Annotated in this window: 18 protein-coding genes; 3 read left to right on the top strand and 15 right to left on the bottom strand. The window is 58.6% G+C overall.

Features of this window, described 5'->3' with window-relative positions; genetic code table 11:
* Position 1: 1 nt before the first annotated feature.
* From AC27VO_RS02055 to glyQ, 4 genes are all read right to left on the bottom strand, one after another.
* The gene (locus AC27VO_RS02055) at positions 2–1,054 is read right to left on the bottom strand and encodes a Gfo/Idh/MocA family protein (RefSeq protein ID WP_192405247.1); all 1,053 of its coding nucleotides are present in this window, start codon (positions 1,052–1,054) and stop codon (positions 2–4) included.
* A gap of 11 nt (positions 1,055–1,065) precedes the next feature.
* A complete protein-coding gene (locus AC27VO_RS02050) occupies positions 1,066–2,361 on the bottom strand; it encodes a nucleotide sugar dehydrogenase (protein ID WP_488665040.1) in 1,296 nt (431 codons plus the stop codon).
* A 66-nt stretch (positions 2,362–2,427) separates the two neighbouring features.
* Positions 2,428–4,542 (bottom strand): glycine--tRNA ligase subunit beta, encoded by a 2,115-nt coding sequence (gene glyS / locus AC27VO_RS02045; RefSeq protein WP_488665039.1) that lies wholly within the window; start codon positions 4,540–4,542, stop codon positions 2,428–2,430.
* A 90-nt stretch (positions 4,543–4,632) separates the two neighbouring features.
* On the bottom strand, positions 4,633–5,571 hold the full coding sequence (gene glyQ / locus AC27VO_RS02040; RefSeq protein ID WP_488665038.1) for a glycine--tRNA ligase subunit alpha: 939 nt from the start codon (positions 5,569–5,571) through the stop codon (positions 4,633–4,635).
* Positions 5,572–5,930: 359 nt separating this feature from the next.
* Here glyQ and AC27VO_RS02035 point away from each other — a divergent pair, with 359 nt between their 5' ends.
* Positions 5,931–7,046: an SPFH domain-containing protein gene (locus AC27VO_RS02035; RefSeq protein ID WP_488665037.1), complete on the top strand. Its 1,116-nt coding sequence runs from the start codon at positions 5,931–5,933 to the stop codon at positions 7,044–7,046.
* A gap of 117 nt (positions 7,047–7,163) precedes the next feature.
* Entirely contained in the window at positions 7,164–8,306 is a 1,143-nt protein-coding gene (locus tag AC27VO_RS02030; RefSeq protein ID WP_488665036.1) for a TFIIB-type zinc ribbon-containing protein, read from the top strand.
* Positions 8,307–8,396: 90 nt separating this feature from the next.
* Here the strand turns inward: AC27VO_RS02030 and rfbC are convergent, their stop codons facing one another.
* The 5 genes from rfbC to AC27VO_RS02005 all read right to left on the bottom strand — a co-directional run bounded on the left by rfbC (position 8,397) and on the right by AC27VO_RS02005 (position 12,693).
* Positions 8,397–8,951 carry a dTDP-4-dehydrorhamnose 3,5-epimerase gene (rfbC, locus tag AC27VO_RS02025; RefSeq protein ID WP_488665035.1) on the bottom strand — a complete coding sequence of 185 codons (555 nt, stop codon included), beginning with the start codon at positions 8,949–8,951 and terminating at the stop codon, positions 8,397–8,399.
* A complete protein-coding gene (rfbA, locus tag AC27VO_RS02020) occupies positions 8,948–9,835 on the bottom strand; it encodes a glucose-1-phosphate thymidylyltransferase RfbA (protein ID WP_488665034.1) in 888 nt (295 codons plus the stop codon). Before rfbA ends, rfbC begins: the two co-directional genes overlap by 4 nt.
* A 55-nt stretch (positions 9,836–9,890) precedes the next feature.
* Positions 9,891–10,784 carry a dTDP-4-dehydrorhamnose reductase gene (rfbD, locus tag AC27VO_RS02015; RefSeq protein WP_488665033.1) on the bottom strand — a complete coding sequence of 298 codons (894 nt, stop codon included), beginning with the start codon at positions 10,782–10,784 and terminating at the stop codon, positions 9,891–9,893.
* Positions 10,781–11,848 carry a dTDP-glucose 4,6-dehydratase gene (rfbB, locus tag AC27VO_RS02010; protein WP_488665032.1) on the bottom strand — a complete coding sequence of 356 codons (1,068 nt, stop codon included), beginning with the start codon at positions 11,846–11,848 and terminating at the stop codon, positions 10,781–10,783. The genes rfbD and rfbB overlap by 4 nt, the downstream gene beginning before the upstream one ends.
* Before the next feature lie 71 nt (positions 11,849–11,919).
* Positions 11,920–12,693 carry a type III pantothenate kinase gene (locus tag AC27VO_RS02005; RefSeq protein WP_488665031.1) on the bottom strand — a complete coding sequence of 258 codons (774 nt, stop codon included), beginning with the start codon at positions 12,691–12,693 and terminating at the stop codon, positions 11,920–11,922.
* Between the two features lie 181 nt (positions 12,694–12,874).
* Here AC27VO_RS02005 and lysM point away from each other — a divergent pair, with 181 nt between their 5' ends.
* Positions 12,875–13,357 (top strand): peptidoglycan-binding protein LysM, encoded by a 483-nt coding sequence (gene lysM / locus AC27VO_RS02000; RefSeq protein WP_488665030.1) that lies wholly within the window; start codon positions 12,875–12,877, stop codon positions 13,355–13,357.
* Between the two features lie 63 nt (positions 13,358–13,420).
* Here the strand turns inward: lysM and AC27VO_RS01995 are convergent, their stop codons facing one another.
* The 6 genes from AC27VO_RS01995 to fabA form a co-directional block, all read right to left on the bottom strand.
* Positions 13,421–13,840, bottom strand: a complete 420-nt coding sequence (locus AC27VO_RS01995) for a rhodanese-like domain-containing protein (RefSeq protein ID WP_488665029.1) — start codon at positions 13,838–13,840, stop codon at positions 13,421–13,423.
* Positions 13,841–14,010: 170 nt separating this feature from the next.
* Positions 14,011–14,754 (bottom strand): M48 family metallopeptidase, encoded by a 744-nt coding sequence (locus AC27VO_RS01990; RefSeq protein ID WP_488665028.1) that lies wholly within the window; start codon positions 14,752–14,754, stop codon positions 14,011–14,013.
* Between the two features lie 5 nt (positions 14,755–14,759).
* On the bottom strand, positions 14,760–15,533 hold the full coding sequence (locus AC27VO_RS01985) for a lysophospholipid acyltransferase family protein (protein ID WP_488665027.1): 774 nt from the start codon (positions 15,531–15,533) through the stop codon (positions 14,760–14,762).
* A gap of 28 nt (positions 15,534–15,561) precedes the next feature.
* On the bottom strand, positions 15,562–16,119 hold the full coding sequence (locus tag AC27VO_RS01980) for a D-glycero-alpha-D-manno-heptose-1,7-bisphosphate 7-phosphatase (RefSeq protein WP_488665026.1): 558 nt from the start codon (positions 16,117–16,119) through the stop codon (positions 15,562–15,564).
* Positions 16,120–16,215: 96 nt separating this feature from the next.
* The gene (fabB, locus tag AC27VO_RS01975) at positions 16,216–17,436 is read right to left on the bottom strand and encodes a beta-ketoacyl-ACP synthase I (protein ID WP_488665025.1); all 1,221 of its coding nucleotides are present in this window, start codon (positions 17,434–17,436) and stop codon (positions 16,216–16,218) included.
* Positions 17,433–17,957, bottom strand: a complete 525-nt coding sequence (gene fabA, locus AC27VO_RS01970; RefSeq protein ID WP_488665024.1) for a bifunctional 3-hydroxydecanoyl-ACP dehydratase/trans-2-decenoyl-ACP isomerase — start codon at positions 17,955–17,957, stop codon at positions 17,433–17,435. Before fabA ends, fabB begins: the two co-directional genes overlap by 4 nt.
* Between the last annotated feature and the right edge of the window lie 165 nt (positions 17,958–18,122).

The following is an 18,122-nucleotide window of genomic DNA, read 5'->3' as shown; positions in this document are numbered from 1 at the left end:
ATCAGCGCTCCAGTGGCAATGCAACGCGAACGCCATCGCGTGCTGAGCGGTACATGGCGGTCAGTAACTCTAGGCTCTTGAGTCCTTCACGGCCATCAGTTTCCGCCTCTGCTTGGCCTTGCAGGGTTTTGATGACGTTGTCGTAGTACAGCGGGTGGCCAAAACCATAAACGCTGGTTGTGGCATAGCTGGCCTGCTTGATCTCTTCATCTTCCGGACGCTGATCTGCAAACTGCCATTGCTGAATTTCATTGACAGCTACGCCCCCTACACGGACCGTACCCTTTTCACCCAAGATGGTGATGCTGCCTTCCAGATTTTTGGGATACGTGAGCATGGTGACATTTAAGGTACCCATGGCACCATTGCGCCAACGTATGGCAGAGACGCCTGTGTCTTCAGCCTGAATATTGCGTGCCAGCGTTCCGGTATAGCTCATTACGCTTTCGACTGGGCCAATCAGCCAGTTGAGCAAGTCAATATAGTGGCTGGCCTGGTTCATAAAGGCCCCGCCGTCCCATTCCCACGTACCACGCCACTTGGCAGCGTCGTAATACTCTTGGGGACGCGTCCAGAACACATTCAGGGCAACGCTATATATGCGGCCAAAACGACCCTGCTCTACTGCTTGCTTTAGCAGTTGCAAAGTTGCATTGCGGCGGTTTTGTTTCACAACAAAGAGCTTGACCCCTGCGTCGTCGCAGGCTCGTACCATGCCCAAAGCTTCGTGCCATTGTGTGGCCATCGGCTTTTCGCTGACTACATGTCGCCCCGACTGCGCAACTTCAATCGCTTGCCTGGGATGAAGGCCACTGGGTGTGGTCAGTATCACGGCATCAGCCGTTGTCTTGGCTAACAGCGCCTGCAAAGATGCATGGCCTTGGGCTCCGGTTTTCTCGACAGCTTGTGCCAGCGCTGCAGGGTCAATGTCACAGACATCCACCACCTCGCACCGATCCTTGTGCTGATCCAAAGCACCAAAGTGGTTGGCTGAAATACGGCCAGCACCAACGAGTGCAAAGCGAACTTTTCGGTCTTGAACAGGGGTCAGCATAAACGTCTCAATTACAAGCGGAAGATGGAAAAACCTTGGTCAGCCAGCGCATGGCGGTCGTATAAAGACTTCACATCGACCAAAACTGGCTGATTGCCCCGAGTCAAAGCCTTGAGTTGCGCCCCAGACAAGCTGCGATATTGGTTGTGCCCCACGGCTACCACCAGAGCGTCCACTGGATGTGCTTCATCAATTTGCCCCAAGGTAATGCCATATTCGTGGCTCACCTCTTGTGCATCAGCCCATGCGTCAGCAACAACAACCTGCGCGCCCCAGGCTTCAAATTCATGCACCATGTCCACAACCTTGCTGTTGCGGATGTCCGGGCAGTTTTCCTTGAAAGTGAGGCCCATCACACCAATACGGCAGCGCGGCACGTCCATGCCGTTTTGCAGCATCAGCTTGACAGTATTGCGAGCGACATAACGCGCCATGTTGTCGTTAATTCTGCGTCCCGCCAAAATCACTTGCGGGTGATATCCCACCTGCTCAGCTTTGTGCGTCAGGTAGTAGGGGTCCACGCCAATGCAGTGACCGCCCACCATTCCAGGACGGAAAGGCAAGAAGTTCCACTTGCTGCCGGCGGCCTCCAGTACATCCAGAGTGTCAATTCCAAGACGAGCAAAAATCACTGAAAGCTCGTTGACCAGCGCAATATTCAAGTCACGCTGCGTGTTCTCAATCACCTTGGCAGCTTCTGCCACCTTGATGCTGCTTGCCAAGTGCGTGCCTGCAGTGATGATTTCACGGTACAGGCCATCGACCGCTGCAGCCACATCTGGGGTGCTGCCACTGGTGATTTTTTTAATCGTGGTCAGTGTGTTGACCTTGTCGCCTGGGTTGATGCGCTCAGGGCTATAGCCACAGAAAAAATCCTGATTGAATTTAAGGCCACTCATGCGCTCAAGCTCTGGAACACAAACCTCTTCGGTCGCCCCCGGATATACCGTGGACTCATAAATCACCACATCGCCAGCTTTCAAAGCAGCACCCACGGTTTGGCTGGCTTTGATCAACGGCGTCATATCTGGACGATTTGCCTGATCAACAGGCGTTGGTACCGTCACGATAAACACCTTGCAGGCACGCAGATCTTCAATCTCGTGGCTGTACTGAAGGTGAACTGCGCTGCGCAGCTGCTCAGGACTGCATTCCAAGGTGTGGTCTTGCCCGCCGCGCAGCTCATCGATGCGCCGTGCGTTGATATCAAACCCTAAAGTCTTTCGCTTGGAGCCGAATTCGACTGCAAGGGGCAGACCTACGTAGCCAAGACCAATAATGGCAATGCTGGCATCAGAAAAGTTCATCGTGTTAACTTCTTTTTAATGTGTTTACCCACTCCAAGCTGAGGAGCAGCATGGAAATAGCACTTTTTATACAGCCAGTTTTGCCAGATCTGCCACCCGGTTCATAGCTACATGCAATGCTGCCAGCAGACCTAAGCGGTTGGCCTTCAAGGCAGCATCTTCGGCATTCACCATGACGTGCTCAAAGAACGCATCCACCGGGGCGCGCAATGCTGCCAAGGTTTGCAAACTTGCGGTGTAGTCACCTGCTTCAAACTGCTGCTGCGCCTTGGGTGCAACGGATTGCAATGCTGCAAACAGGTCTTTTTCAGCCTGCTCTGCCAGCAACGCCTCGTTCACCTGAGGTTGCACTTCTGTTTCGGCTTTCTTCAGGATATTACCCACGCGCTTGTTGGCAGCAGCCAGTGCTTGCGCTTCAGGCAATGCTGCAAAGGCACGTACGGCTTCGAGACGTTTTTGCACATCGGCCAGGCGCTGTGGGCGCAAAGCCAGCACAGCTTCAACTTCCTGAGCACTAAAGCCTTGTTCACGCAGATTGACCGACAGGCGGTCGTAGAAGAACTCCACCAGCTGCGCCGTTGCGTCGGTGATCTTGTCGCCAAAAGCTGGCACAGCGCTGACGAGTAGCGTTTGCAGATCCAAGGGCAGGTCTTTTTCGACCAGCATGCGAATCACACCCAGCGCATGACGGCGCAGGGCGAAGGGGTCACGGTCGCCCGTGGGCAGATTGCCGATACCGAACATGCCCACCAGCGTTTCCAGCTTGTCAGCCAGGGCCAGCACCACGCCAGCATTACCACGTGGCAGTTCGTCGCCCGCAAAACGGGGTTTGTAATGGTCTTCAATGGCGTCGGCCACCGCCACATCCAGGCCGTCGTTCAATGCGTAGTAACGGCCCATGGTGCCTTGCAGCTCTGGGAACTCGCCCACCATATCGGTCACCAAATCGGTCTTGGCCAGCATGGCAGCCTGGTCGGCTTGCTGCACCAATTGCGCGTCACCCATTTGCTGGGCGATGGCTTTAGCAATGGCGCGCACACGTTCTACGCGTTCGCCTTGGGTGCCCAGCTTGTTGTGGTAGACCACCTTACCCAGGCCCTCAACACGCGAAGCCAGTGTTTTCTTGCGGTCTTGGTCGAAGAAGAACTTGGCATCAGCCAGACGGGGGCGCACGACGCGTTCGTTGCCTTCGATGACAGCCGACGCGTCTTGCGGCGTGATGTTGCTGACAATCAAAAACTGGTGCGTCAACTTGCCTTGCGTATCCAGCAAGGGGAAGTACTTCTGATTGGCCTTCATGGTCAGAATCAGGCATTCCTGCGGCACGTTCAAGAACTCTTTTTCGAACTCGCAGACCAGCACATTGGGCCGCTCGACCAGCGCGGTCACTTCGTCCAGCAAAGCAGCGTCGTCGATGGGGCGCACGCCACCACCCACGCGCGCTGCCGCGGCTTGCAACTGGCGGGCAATGTCGGCACGACGCTCGGTAAAGCTGGCGATCACTGCGCCCTCTTCACGCAACTGCTCGGCGTAGCTGTCGGCGTTGCGGATGACCACGGGATCCACCTTGGCTTCAAAGCGGTGGCCCTGGGTGGCGGCACCGGCCGTCAGGCCCAGCGTCTTCACGCCGATCAGCACTTGCGTACCGTGCATCACCACTAGACCGTGTGCAGGGCGCACAAAGTGCACGCTGCTCCAGCCGTCTTGCAACTGGTAGCGCATCACTTTGGGGATAGGCAGCTTGGCGATGGCTTCATCCAGCGCCTTTTGCACACCGTCGCCCAGCACCACACCCTTGACGGTGGATGCGTAAAACAGCGCTTCGGCCTTGCCTTCGCCTTCGCGCTTCAGGCCCGCCACGGCGGATTCGTCAGCACCCAGAGCCGCCAGCTTTTTGAGCAGCGCGGGCGTGGGCTTGCCTTCGGCACCCAGACCCACAGCCACAGGCATCAGCTTTTGCGACACGGCCTTGTCTTCGGCCTGGGGCAGCACTTCAGTGATGTGGGCTGCCAGGCGGCGGGGTGAGGCGTAAGCCGTCAGGCGCGATTCGCTGGAAGCCAGCAGGCCTTGCGCCTTGAGCTGCTCAAACAGCACGCCAGCAAAGGCATCGCCCAGCTTTTGCAGTGCCTTGGGTGGCAGCTCTTCAACAAACAGTTCAACCAGTAGATTCGATGCGTTCATGGTATTTTTGATAGCTGCTAGCGCTTGATTCATAAGGTCTAGCGGCTGAAATTACTTTTAAATGGGACTTGCGAGTGCGTCGGTGCGAACTTACGCAGCCTTCTTGGCGGCCTGCTCAGCGGCCTTGGCCAACTCGGCCAGCACTTCGTCGGCATGGGCCTTAGGCGCCATGGGGAAGCCCAGGCGTGCGCGGCTGTCCAGGTAGCTCTTGCCCACGGCGCGGGCCAGGTTGCGAATGCGGCCGATATAGGCGGCGCGCTCGGTCACCGAGATGGCGCCACGGGCATCCAGCAGGTTGAAGGTGTGCGCCGCCTTGAGCACTTGCTCATAGGCAGGCAGCGCCAGCTGCGCATCGATCAGCTTGTTGGCCGTGTCTTCGTGCGCCGTGAAAGCGGTGAACAGGAAGTCAGCGTTGGAATGCTCGAAGTTGTAGGTGGATTGCTCCACCTCGTTCTGGTGGAACACATCGCCGTAGCTCAGGCCCTCGGTGTAGACCAGGTCGTACACCGATTCCTTGCCCTGCAGGTACATGGCCAGGCGCTCCAGACCGTAGGTGATTTCGCCGGTGGCGGGCTTGCAGTCGATACCAGCGACTTGCTGGAAGTAAGTGAACTGCGTCACCTCCATGCCGTTCAACCACACTTCCCAGCCCAGACCCCAGGCGCCCAAGGTTGGGTTTTCCCAGTCGTCTTCCACAAAGCGGATGTCGTTCTTTTTCAGGTCGAAGCCCAGCGCTTCGAGCGAGCCCAGATACAGCTCCAGGATGTTGTCAGGTGCGGGCTTGAGCACGACTTGAAACTGGTAGTAGTGCTGCAGGCGGTTGGGGTTCTCGCCATAGCGGCCATCCTTGGGGCGGCGGCTGGGCTGCACATAGGCTGCTTTCCATGGCTCTGGGCCAATGGCGCGCAGGAACGTGGCGGTGTGCGAGGTACCGGCGCCGACTTCCATGTCATAGGGCTGGAGCAGTGCGCAGCCGTGGTCGGCCCAGTAGGACTGCAGTTTCAGAATGATTTGTTGGAAGGTCAGCATGGTGTCTGAAAGGCTCAGGTGGGCTGGCGCGCAAACGCCAGCGCAATCGTTATAAGAGACCGCACAACCAGCGGGCACAGCAAAGGCCACGCTCACGCGCGCAAAGGGGTGATTCTAGGCCTCTGACTCGCTGCTTGGTGTCAGCAGAGGTGCTTGCCTGTTAACAAAGCGCAATTTGCTTTCAAATAAAGAGCAGCTTACGCTTACCAAATAAGCGACTCATTAACCTTTAACAACAAAAACAAGCAATGACCAGCGCGAAGCGCTACGAATTTTGATTTATTTGCCGTAGCCGCCATAAAAAGCCCGCCCTACAATGGATCACAACTTTTTCTTCTGACCTGCTTGCGAGGATTGGCATGAACCTGTTCAACATCATCAAGAACCAGCTGATTGAAGTCATCGAATGGACCGATGACTCGCGCGACACCCTGTCCTACCGCTGGCCGGACGAGGACAAGGAAATCAAGAACGGCGCCCAGCTGATCGTGCGCGAGTCGCAGCAGGTGCAGTTTGTGGCTGCCGGCCAGTACGCCGACCTGTTTGGCCCCGGCAAGCACACGCTCAGCACCGAAAACGTGCCCGTGCTCTCCACTATCCTAGGTTGGAAATATGGTTTTCAGTCGCCCTTCAAGTGCGATGTTTACTACATCAACACGCGCTTGTTCACCGGCAACAAGTGGGGCACGTCCAACCCCGTGCTCATGCGCGACAAGGACTTTGGCGTGGTGCGCATCCGCGCTTTTGGCTCCTACGACTTCCGCATCGTCGAGCCCGCCAAGTTCCTGAAAGAAGTGGCAGGCACCGACCAGAACTTCCGCATTGACGAATTTGCCGACACCATGCGTTCGCGCATCGTCAGCGTATTTACGGAGGCGCTGGCCAAGGCCCAGGTGCCCGTGCTGGACGTGGCCACCCGCTACAGCGACTTGGGCGATGCGCTGGTGCAGATCATCAACCCCGCAATGGTGGAGAAATACGGCATTGAGGTCACCACCTTTGTGCTGGAAAACGTCTCCGTGCCGCCCGAGGTGGAGCAAGCTATCGACAAGCGCTCCAGCATGAGCGCCATTGGCAACCTCAACGACTATGTGAAATACCAAATGGGCCAGGCCATGGCCAACGGCGGCGAAGGTGCCGCTACGGCCACCGTACCTGCCTCCATGGCCATGGGCTTTGGCATGGCCCAGGAGATGATGAAGCAGATGCAGCAGCCTGCGACTGCCACCAACGGCGGCGCAGCGACTGCTGGCCACGATGCGTTTTCCCCGGCTGCGGCGCAGGCCGCGCAAACCCCTTCGGCACCCGCTGCCGCGGGCCTGCAGGTGTACACCCCGGAACAGGCAGCCCAAGTACTCGGCGTGGAAGTGGCAGATGTGATCGCTGAGCTGGAAGCGGGCAGCCTCAAAGGCCGCAAGATCGGTGCAAACTGGCGCATTGGCCAAGCAGCCCTCGATGAGTTTCTGCGTGGATAAGTACAGCGCCCGCTGTGCCGCTGCGCTACTTCCCCCCAATTGGGGGACGGCAAGTTCGCTGCTGGGCGGCTCCGGCCCCTTAGCCCACGTTGTTTGCGCCATTTTTTATTGCCAGTTGTGACTGATAACGCTTCCTACGCTGCCGCACCCGATGCCCCCAAGCCCTCCATGGTGCGCAAGCACCCGTGCCCGGAGTGCGGAGCCAATCTGGAGTGGAACGCCAAGGCCCAATCGCTCAAATGCCCTTACTGCGGCACCGTGGTGCCGTGGAGCAATGACGTGCGTGAAGAGCTCGGCCAGGAAGTGGTGGAGCAAGACCTGGCCGAAGCCCTGCGCAGCCACGCACATGGCCGCGGCTGGGGCGAGCAGCGCACGGAAGTACAGTGCCAGAACTGCCGCGCCATCTCGGTGTTTGTCGATGGACGCACAGCACAGCGCTGCGATTTCTGTGGCTCGCCCGCCATCGTGGCGCATGAAACGCGCAATGACGCCATCACGCCGCAAAGCATCTTGCCGTTCAAGATCAGCGATGGACAGATCCGTGACACCATCCGCCAGTGGTACGGCAGCCGCTGGTTTGCCCCCAACAAACTCAAGAACGCGGCCTTGACCGACACCTTGCACGGCGTGTATCTGCCGTACTGGACGTTTGATGCCCATGTCAGCGCACAGTGGTGGGCGGAGGCCGGTTATTACTACTACACCACAGAAACCTACCGCGACGCCAACGGCAACACCCAGACGCGGCAAGTGCGCCATGTCCGCTGGCAAGCTGCATCAGGTGACCTGCGCCATTTCTTTGACGATGAGCTAGTGCCCGGCACCGTGGGCGTGCACGCGAACTTGCTGCGCCAGGTAGAGCCCTTCCCCACCACGACGGACCTGAAACCCTACACCCCAGAGTTTGTGCGCGGATGGACGGTAGAGCGCTACCAGGTCGACCTGGGTAAAGCGGCCCAGCTTAATGAGCAAGATATGGATGGTCAGGTTCAAGCCCTGTGCGCCCGCCAAGTACCCGGCGACACCTACCGCAACCTGCGCGTGCAGCGCGAATACGCCGGCCGCACCTTCAAACATGTGCTGGTGCCCGTCTGGCTGGTGGGCTACACCTACGGCAGCCGCAACTTCCAGATCGTAGCCAATGGCTATACCGGCCAAATTGCAGGCGAGCGGCCGTACAGCTGGGTGAAAATTTTCTTTGCCGTGCTGTGTGCGCTGGTGGTTGCAGCTCTGGTACTGATGGTGATGCAAAACCAATAATCAACGTGCCGCTTGCACACGGATTGCGCTGGAAATAAAAAAGGACTGCATCCGCAGTCCTTTTTTATGCAGTTCACCACCTGATCGTCTCTATGCAGAGAAGACTTCCGCAGTTTTAAAGAACGGTTGCTTTTGGTCTTTGTCAGACAACAAAACGTTCATTCCTACATCAGGCCATTGGATCGCAATGTCAGGATCATTCCACGCAATTCCTCGATCCGATTGAGGCGCGTAGTAATGAGTCGTTTTGTACAAAAAGTCAGCGGTATCACTCAGCACCACAAAACCATGGGCAAAGCCCGGTGGAATCCAGAACTGTTTGTGATTGTCTTCCGTCAACGTCTCTGCCACCCATTGCCCAAACGTCGGCGAGTTTTTGCGAATATCCACGGCTACATCCCACACAGCGCCACGCGTCACTCGCACCAGCTTGCCTTGCGCATGCGGTGGCAGTTGGTAGTGCAATCCACGCAGCACCCCTTTGGATGAGCGGCTGTGGTTGTCTTGTACAAACTCAAAGTTTGTCCCTGTGGCTTGATTGAATGCCTCCTGGTTAAAGCTTTCATAGAAAAAGCCACGCGCATCCCCAAACACCTGGGGCTCCAGCAGCATGACTTCAGGAATGCGCGTGGGCGTGACCTTCATCGCACAGCCCCTTTCAGGCATTGCATCAGGTATTTGCCATAGCCATTTTTCAGCAGCGGCTGCGCCAGCTGTTCCAGCTGCGCCGCATCAATCCAGCCTGCGCGAAAGGCGATCTCTTCCGGACACGCGACTTTCAGGCCTTGGCGCTGCTCCAGCGTGGCAATGAACTGTCCGGCCTCCAACAAGCTGTTGTGCGTGCCGGTATCCAGCCATGCGTAGCCGCGGCCCATCAACTGCACATTCAACTGTCCCTGCCGCAGGTACAGCATGTTTAGATCTGTGATTTCCAGTTCCCCGCGCGCCGATGGGCGCAGTGATTTGGCCAGCCCTACCACCTGGTCATCGTAAAAATACAGCCCCGTGACCGCGTAGTTGGACTTGGGCGCCGCAGGTTTTTCTTCCAGTGACAGCACCTTGCCTTGGGCATCAAACTCGGCCACGCCATAGCGCTCTGGATCTTGCACATGGTAGGCAAACACGGTAGAGCCCAACGACTGCGCGCTCGCCTGTGCCAGCAGCTTCGGAAAGTCATGACCATAAAAAATGTTGTCCCCCAGCACCAGCGCGCTGGGAGCGCCTGCAAGAAACGACTCTCCGATCAGGAATGCCTGTGCCAATCCATCCGGACTGGGTTGCTGCGCATATTGCAGATGCAGCCCCCATTGGCGACCATCGCCCAGCAACTGTTCAAAGCGGGGGGTGTCCTGCCGGGTGCTGATGATCAAGATTTCGCGGATTCCCGCCAGCATCAAGGTGCTCAGCGAGTAATAGATCATCGGCTTGTCATACACCGGCAGCAGTTGCTTGCTGATGGCGAGCGTTGCAGGATACAGGCGCACGCCCGAGCCTCCTGCCAAGATGATGCCTTTGCGTGCCTGCGTCATAAGATATTTATTTCGTAGCTGTTAGCGCTTGCTAAATCAGCGCTAACAGCCATTTTCATTCAAATAATTCTTGCAGCATGCGGCGCACGCCATGCTGCCAATGCGGAAGCTGCACACCCAACTGACGCTGCAACTTGGTGGTATCAAGTCGTGCATTGTGTGGCCGCTGCGCCAAGCTGGGGTAAGCGCTGCTGGGCACGGGCTCCAGCGCCGCCAGCTTTCCATCCAGTGCTGGCTGCAGCGTGCCGGCCACCTCCAGCACAAACTGCGCATACGCATGCCAGGTCGTCGCACCACCTGCCACGCAGTGGTACAGCCCCAGCGCATCGGGGCACTGCATGACATGGCGTATGGCGTGCGCAGTGATATCGGCCAGCAGATCGGCACCGGTAGGTGCTCCCCACTGGTCATCGACCACCGTGAGCCGTTCACGCACCTGCGCCAAGCGCAGCATGGTTTTGGCAAAGTTATTGCCTCTTGCCGCATATACCCAGCTGGTGCGAAAAATCAGGTGGCGGCAGCCACTGGCTTGAATCAGTTGCTCACCCTCGAGCTTGGTTCGCCCATACACCGACAGAGGAGCCACGGCAGCGTGCTCATTCTGCGGCGCGTCGCCCTGGCCACCAAAAACATAATCAGTGCTGTAGTGCACCAGCAAAGCATTCAGCGCCAACGCTTCGCGCGCCAGCACACCAGGTGTGGTGGCATTGAGCACACGCGCAAGTTCCGGTTCACGTTCCGCCTGGTCTACGGCTGTGTGCGCGGCAGCGTTGACGATCACATGGGGCCGGATGGCACGCACGGCCTGCGCCACACCTTCAGGCTGAGTGAAATCGCCGCAGTTCTCTGTGCTGATGCGGTCCAGTGTGACCAACTCACCCAGTACTGACAGGCTACGCTGCAACTCCCAGCCCACCTGCCCGCGACTGCCCAGCAGCAAAATTTTCATACCCCCCCCTGCGTACAGCCCGGAAAGTCTCGATCGCGGTAGCGCCCCGACTGCACATCGGCCACCCACTGCGGATGGTCCAGATACCAGCGCACGGTTTTGCGTATACCGCTTTCAAAAGTTTCCGCAGCTTCCCAGCCAAGCTCATGCGCCAGCTTGCTGGCATCCACGGCATAGCGGCGGTCATGACCAGGGCGGTCAGCCACATGCACGATCTGCTCGACATACGATCGGCCATCCACACGGGGCTGCCATGCATCCAGCAATCTGCAGATGGTTTGCACAATGTCAATATTGGTTCGCTCACTCCCGCCCCCCACGTGGTAGGTATCCCCGACTTTGCCAGCTTCCAGCACCCGGCGAATGGCGCTGCAATGGTCTACGACGTAAAGCCAGTCCCGTATTTGCAGGCCATCGCCATAAACAGGCAGCGGCTGGCCCGCCAAGGCATTCACGATGACCAGAGGGATGAGTTTTTCCGGGAAATGCAGCGGCCCATAGTTGTTGCTGCAGTGGGTCGTCAGTACCGGCAAGTCATAGGTCTGGTGCCATGCCCGCACCAAATGATCGGATGCAGCCTTGCTGGCTGAGTAGGGGCTGTTCGGGGCGTAGTTGCTGTGCTCGCTGAACGCGGGGGCTGTGGGGCTGAGCGCGCCATAGACCTCATCGGTAGAGACATGCAAGAAGCGAAAATCCGACTGAGCAGCCCCCTCTAAGCCCTGCCAGTAAGCGCGCACCACCTCCAGCAAGCGGAAAGTCCCAACCACATTGGTTTGAATGAAATCCTCGGGGCCATGAATGGAGCGATCCACATGGCTTTCTGCCGCAAAGTGCACCACGGCCCGCACCTGGTAACGCTGTAGCAGCTGCGCCAACACCGCGGTATCTCCAATATCCGCCTGCACCAGCACATGGCGTGTATCGTGCCGCAGACAGGCCAGGTTCTCCACATTGCCCGCGTAGGTCAGCTTGTCGACATTCACCACGGGCTCGCCTGTCGCGGCCAGCCAGTCCAGAACAAAATTAGCACCAATAAAGCCTGCGCCACCGGTGACAAGAATCATGGGAGGGGTTCACTACGTCAGAAGAAGGCACATTATCCAGCACCTGGTTTTTCCCTGACGCCCACGCGCAGTCACCCCCAGCGTTGCTGCGCCATCACCAGCAAGCCTTCAAAAATCAGGTTGTCCACCAGCTCAAACGGGCGTGTCATGCTGGGCACCATTTTCCAGCCTGCACCACCGGCCATCACACAGGCCGGCTCCATGCTGCAATGCAGATACAGGTGCTGGTACATGCGCTCCACAGCCCCTGCAATGGCGTAGGTGCCACCGCTGGTCAGCGCATCGCTGGTGTTTTTAGGAAAGGGAGTAACGGAGCCAGTCGGCACATGCAGGCCGGCCGTGCCACTCTCCAGTGCCCGCAGCATGATGCCGTGACCCGGCAGGATCAAGCCGCCCAAGAAGTTACCCTGCGTATCCAGCGCGTCCACAGTCACTGCTGTACCAACCATCACGACGATCAGCGGGCGCTCATTGCCGCGTTGCAGGATGTGATTGCGTGCGCCAATCATGGCCACCCAGCGGTCAGCCCCCAAGCGCAGCGGGTGTTCATAACCGTTGGTGACACCGGCCTCCTGCAGCGAAGGCACCACCCATTTGGGCTCCAGATCCCAGCCCAGCATCAGCTCCATTTGATCCTGTACCCGGCGGCGCGCGGTTTCACCGGCCACCACACAGCCCAGCATCTTGGTCGGCGCTGGCAGCTTGCTCCATGGGCCTTCTGCCAAGCGTTCAATATGTTCCAAAAACTCTGCGCCATGGGCCAGCAAAGCTGCACCGGGACGTGGAGCGTCATACATCGCCCACTTCAAGCGGGTGTTGCCGATATCAATGGCCAAAAAAGTCATGGGCGGCATTATCAAGATTTTTGCGGTGCTTCCCGTGTGCTTTGCGACACGACCACCTTACAAACACACCATTTCAGCGCGAAATGTCAAAAATTTGGTTGTAGGAAGTGTCTGTCCTACACCTGAGGCATTTGCCAGTACATTGACCAATCTCCCTCTAACTTTTCTCAGGAGTCGATGTATGGGCCTGTTTAGTTTCATTAAAGAAGCTGGTGAAAAACTGTTTGGCGGCAAAGACGCGCAAGCCGCAACTCCCACAGCTGCATCACAAGATGAGCTCAATGCCAAGGCTGCCACGGCCATTGAGGCTTACATCAACGCGCAGAAGCTGGGCGTCAGCAACCTCAAGGTCAGCTATGACGCCAGCCAGGGCAAGGTGACGGTCAACGGCGAAGCACCTACGCAAGCGGCCAAAGAAAAGGTCACCCTGTGCTGCGGCAACGTCTCCAGCGTGACCTCGGTCGACAACCAGATGAGCGTGACCAACCCTGAGCCCGAAGCCCAGTACCACGATGTGGTGCGTGGCGACACGCTGTCGGCCATCGCCAAAAAGTACTACGGCGACGCCAACAAATACCCTGCGATCTTCGAGGCTAACAAGCCCATGCTGAGCCACCCCGACAAGATTTACCCAGGCCAGAAACTGCGCATTCCTGCGCTGTAATTCTTTACGTCTGCAAACAAAAGGCTCCTCGCAAGGAGCCTTTTTTCATGGCGATGGGCTCTTTCAGCGCCAGGGCAGCCCCTGCTTGCGCCAGCCGCCGAGATTGCCGCGATGGCCCTGGGCATCCACATCGCCCTCAAACCCTTCCAGGATGTTGTAGGCCTGCACCCCCAGCTGCGCAGCACGTGTAGCGGCAGCCACAGAGCGCACGCCGCTGCGGCACAGCAGTACGGCTTTACCGCCAGCAGGGACGGCCGCTTGCAACTGTGCATCAAAATCTGGGTTGCTGGCCATGCCGGGCCACAGCTTCCACTGCACAGGGACGGCGCCCGGCACCTGCCCGACCCAGGCGCGCTCAGCGTCGGTGCGCACATCGATCAGCACAGCCTCTCCAGCCTGCACCCATTGCCAGGCCAATGCAGCAGGGATATCACCGGCGTAGCCGGCTGCCGGGATCACTTGAAGCGCTTGCGAAGTGCTCATCACACAGTCCTTGTAGGGTAGCAATAGGGGCTCGCAGTTTCGCACATGCAGCACGCGGCGCCCAAGCACACTTCTTCAAAAGATATAGCTGCTTGCGCTTGCAAACGCTTCATTTCATATAGAAAGTCATTTGAAATGACCGCACACCAAGCGCGAACCGCTCTTATTTTCTAGAGCACCCACTCGGGCGCTGGCAGCCTGCGCAACTCCGCGCGCAAAGCAAGGTAGTCGGGGCAGACCGATTCCACCACTGCCCAAAAACGCGGGCTGTGGTCCATCACCTGCAGATGCGCCAGCTCATGCATGACCACGTAGTCCAGCACCGGCAACCGAAAGTGCAGCAGCCGCCAGTTCAGCATGATGCTGCCATCGTGCTTGGCACTGCCCCAGCGCGTGCGCGCATTCGACAGGCGCAAGCTGCGCCATTGCACACCGACAGCCGGCGCAAAGCGCTCTAGCCGCTCGGTGAACAGGCCGCGCGCATGGCGCAGCCACCAGGCGTTGACCTGTGCCCGCACGCTGGCGGGCGGCGCATCCACCGGTAAATTCAGGTGCAGCACCCAGCGGTGCTCCCCGACCGCCAAAAGCTCTCCGCCTCGCGGCGCAGCGGGGTGCAGGCTCAGCTGCAGTTGTCCGCCCAGATAAGGCAGCTGTGCGCCATGCTGCCAGTCGATTTGCGGTGTCTGCTGCGTGCGCGTGTGGCGTTCATCCAGCTTGCCCAGCACCCAGCGGGCTTTTTCCTGCAGCACGGCTTCGATGTGGGCCAGGCTGGCACGTTGAGGCGCGCGCACCGTCAGACCGCTATCACTGACTTCCAGGCCAATGCTGCGGCGACTGCTGCGCACCAACAAATAAGCCACGCGGGCCTGCCCCAAAGGGGCGCTGTGCGTGGCTTGCGGGTGAGAGAACTCCAAGGCGTTCAAGCGTCAGTGCGGTCTTGCGTCAGCACTGGGGCTGCGGGGTAGGCTTCGGGGTCCAGGCGGTGCATTTCACCTTCAATCCAGGCTTGCACTTCCACCATCAACTCTTCGTGCTTGCGCCCGGCACTGGCAATCATGGGGCCGATCGACACGTCCACCACGCCAGGGGTTTTCACAAACGACTTGCGCGGCCAGCATTTGGCCGAAGTCACCGCAATCGGCACTACAGGCACGCCCGTCATGATGGCCAGGCGGGTAGCGCCCGTCTTGTATTCGCCCGCTTCGCCACGGGCCATGCGCGTGCCTTCAGGGAACATGATGACCCAGATACCTTGGGCCAGCAGGCGCTTGCCCTGCTCCACCACTTTGTGGAAAGCGCGGGAGCCATGCTTGCGGTCAATGTGGATCATGTCCAGGCTGCCAATCGACCAGCCAAAGAAAGGAATGCTCAGCAGCTCTTTCTTGAACACATAGGCCAGCGCACGGGGCATGATGGCCGGCATCAAGAAAGTCTCGTAAGTGGACTGGTGCTTGCACAGCAGGACCACGCCTTGCTGGGGATCGGTGGGCAGGTTTTCCATACCCTGCACGCGGTACTTCACGCCGCAGAACCAGCCTGCGCTGTCCACGCTGAGTTTCAGCCAGGCCCGCGCAATCGTCCAGCGCAGCGAAGGAGAGCCGCCACACACGCGCACCAGCAAAATCAGCAAGGTGTAGGGGATGACGGTGATGCCCATCCACAGCATGTGGATCACAGAGCGAATAAACGACATGAAAGCAGTCCTAAAAATCGGCCGTTGTCTAAAAATGCGGCGCCGGTGGGGGCGCTTGCACATCGGGCGCCAAAGCGTCGGCCACCGCTTTCCAGCTGGTGTATGGCGGTACATGGGAGGCCAGCGCAGTCGCTGTGGCATCCCCGTCGAGCTGCAGCCCCACCAGATGGGCATCCATGGCCTCGCCCGCTTGCAGGTGTTTGGCGTCTTGGCCCACCACCCACACCTCATGCGGCTCTGCGCCATAGCGCAGCGCAATTTGTTGCAGCAAGCCCGGTGCTGGCTTGCGACAGGCACAGTGCTCTTCCGGGGTATGCGGGCAGAAAAACACCGCTTCCACCCGTGCACCCGCTGCGGCCAGCTCACGCTGCATGCGCAGGTGAATGGCATTGAGGTCATGCACATCAAAGCTGCCACGCCCCAAACCAGGTTGGTTGGTGGCCAGGGTGACATGCCAGCCACCACGGTTGAGCTGCGCAATCGCCTCTAAAACGCCAGGCTGTGGCGTCCAGTCCTTGAGCGCCACAATGGAATCCTCACCCTCTACATTGAGGGTGCCGATACGATCCAGGATGGCTAGCTTCATAGGCAAAAGGCGATGAGCGCACGCAAAGGATGAAAAATCAGCGCGGCGTTACCGAAGTGCATACGCCCGGCAAACACCGCGCTTGGCCATCGCGCGTTAAGCGCCAGCCCAGCGGCGCAGCGCCAACGACGCGTTGGTGCCGCCAAAACCGAAGCTGTTCGACAGCACGGTGGTCAGCTGTGCATCGCGTGTCTTGGTGACCAGGGGCATGGTGCCCAAGGACTCATCCGGCGTATCCACATTCACGGAACCGGCGATGAAGCCCTTGTTCAGCATGATCAGGCAGTAAATGGCCTCTTGCACACCGGTAGCGCCCAGCGAGTGGCCGGTCAGCGACTTGGTGGACGAGAAAGGGGGGACCTTGTCGCCAAACAGCGCCTGCATCGCACGCACTTCCTGCATATCGCCCACAGGGGTCGATGTGCCGTGGGTGTTGATGTAGTCGATCGGGCCTTCCACGGTTTCCATGGCTTGCTTCATGCATGCCACCGCTCCGTCACCGGAAGGGGCCACCATGTCTTCGCCATCCGACGTCGCGCCAAAACCCACCACTTCCGCCAAGATGTTGGCACCGCGTGCCAGCGCATGCTCCAGGCTCTCCAGCACCACCGCACCGCCACCACCGGCGATCACAAAACCATCACGGTTCGCGTCATAGGCGCGTGCCGCCTTTTCGGGCGTTTCGTTGTACTTGCTGGACATGGCTCCCATGCCATCAAACAGCAGCGACATGCCCCAGGACAGCTCTTCACCGCCACCGGCGAACATCACATCCTGCATGCCCCAGGCGATTTGCTGGGCCGCAGCGCCAATGCAATGCGCCGATGTGGAGCAGGCCGAGGTGATCGAGTAGTTGATACCGCGCACCTTGAAATTGGTGGCCAGACACGCCGAAACGGTCGAGCTCATGCAACGTGTGACCTGGTAGGGTCCCACGCGGCGAATGCCTTTTTCACGCAACGTATCAGCGGCTTCAATCTGGTTGGCTGGCGATCCACCACCCGAGCCCATGATCAGGCCGGTGCGTGGGTTGCTGACCATCTCGGGGGTCAAGCCCGCCTGGGCAATCGCGTCTTCCAGTGCAATTTGCGCATACGCGGCCGCATCGCCCATGAAGCGCAGTTGCTTGCGGTCGATACGGGCCTCCACGTCGATCTCGGGAATGCCAGCCACTTGGCTGCGCATGCCCAGTTCGGTGAACTTGGGCATGGCTTTGATGCCTGAGCGGCCTTCCCGCAGGGAGACCTCCACGGCTGCCAAGTCGTTACCAATGCACGAGACAATGCCCGCGCCCGTGATCACTACGCGTTTTTTCATGCCGCAGTTTCCTTGCCATCGCCTTCACGCAGGAACAAACCTACGCGCAAATCGTTGGCCACATAAATTTCCTTGTCGTCGGCGAACAAACGTGCATCGCCAATCGCCATGTTCAGCTTGCGCTTGATCACACGCTTGATATCGATTTCGTAGCGCACGCGCTTGACGTCAGGGCCGACTTCGCCCGTGAACTTCACCTCGCCAGCGCCCAGTGCACGGCCACGGCCTGGCAATTGCAGCCAGGTCAGGTAAAAGCCGATCAGCTGCCACATGGCATCCAGGCCCAGGCAACCGGGCATGACGGGATCGCCTTGGAAGTGGCACTTGAAGAACCACAGCTCAGGGTTGACATCCAATTCGGCCACGATCTTGCCCAGACCATGCTCGCCACCATCTTCCGAGATGTGGGTGATGCGATCAAACATCAGCATGGGAGGCAGGGGCAAACGTCCGCTATCGGGCTTAAACAACTTGCCTTCACCGGAAGCGATCAGTTGTTCATAGGAAAAAGATTCAGCCATTTTTCTAACTTGCTCCGCAGCGGGTGACCCGCTACTTGGTTTCTCGTGTGTGTAATCGCGACAGTTTATACATGTGCTGCGAACAGCCGCACATTATGGAAGTTCACAGGCGTCCTATTGTGCGAAAGCACTTGCAATCTTCACATAACGTATCAATCACACCCT

It is taken from the genome of Comamonas sp. 14P8.1.4, from assembly GCF_057799285.1.
This window is presented reverse-complemented; position numbering and strand designations above follow the sequence as displayed.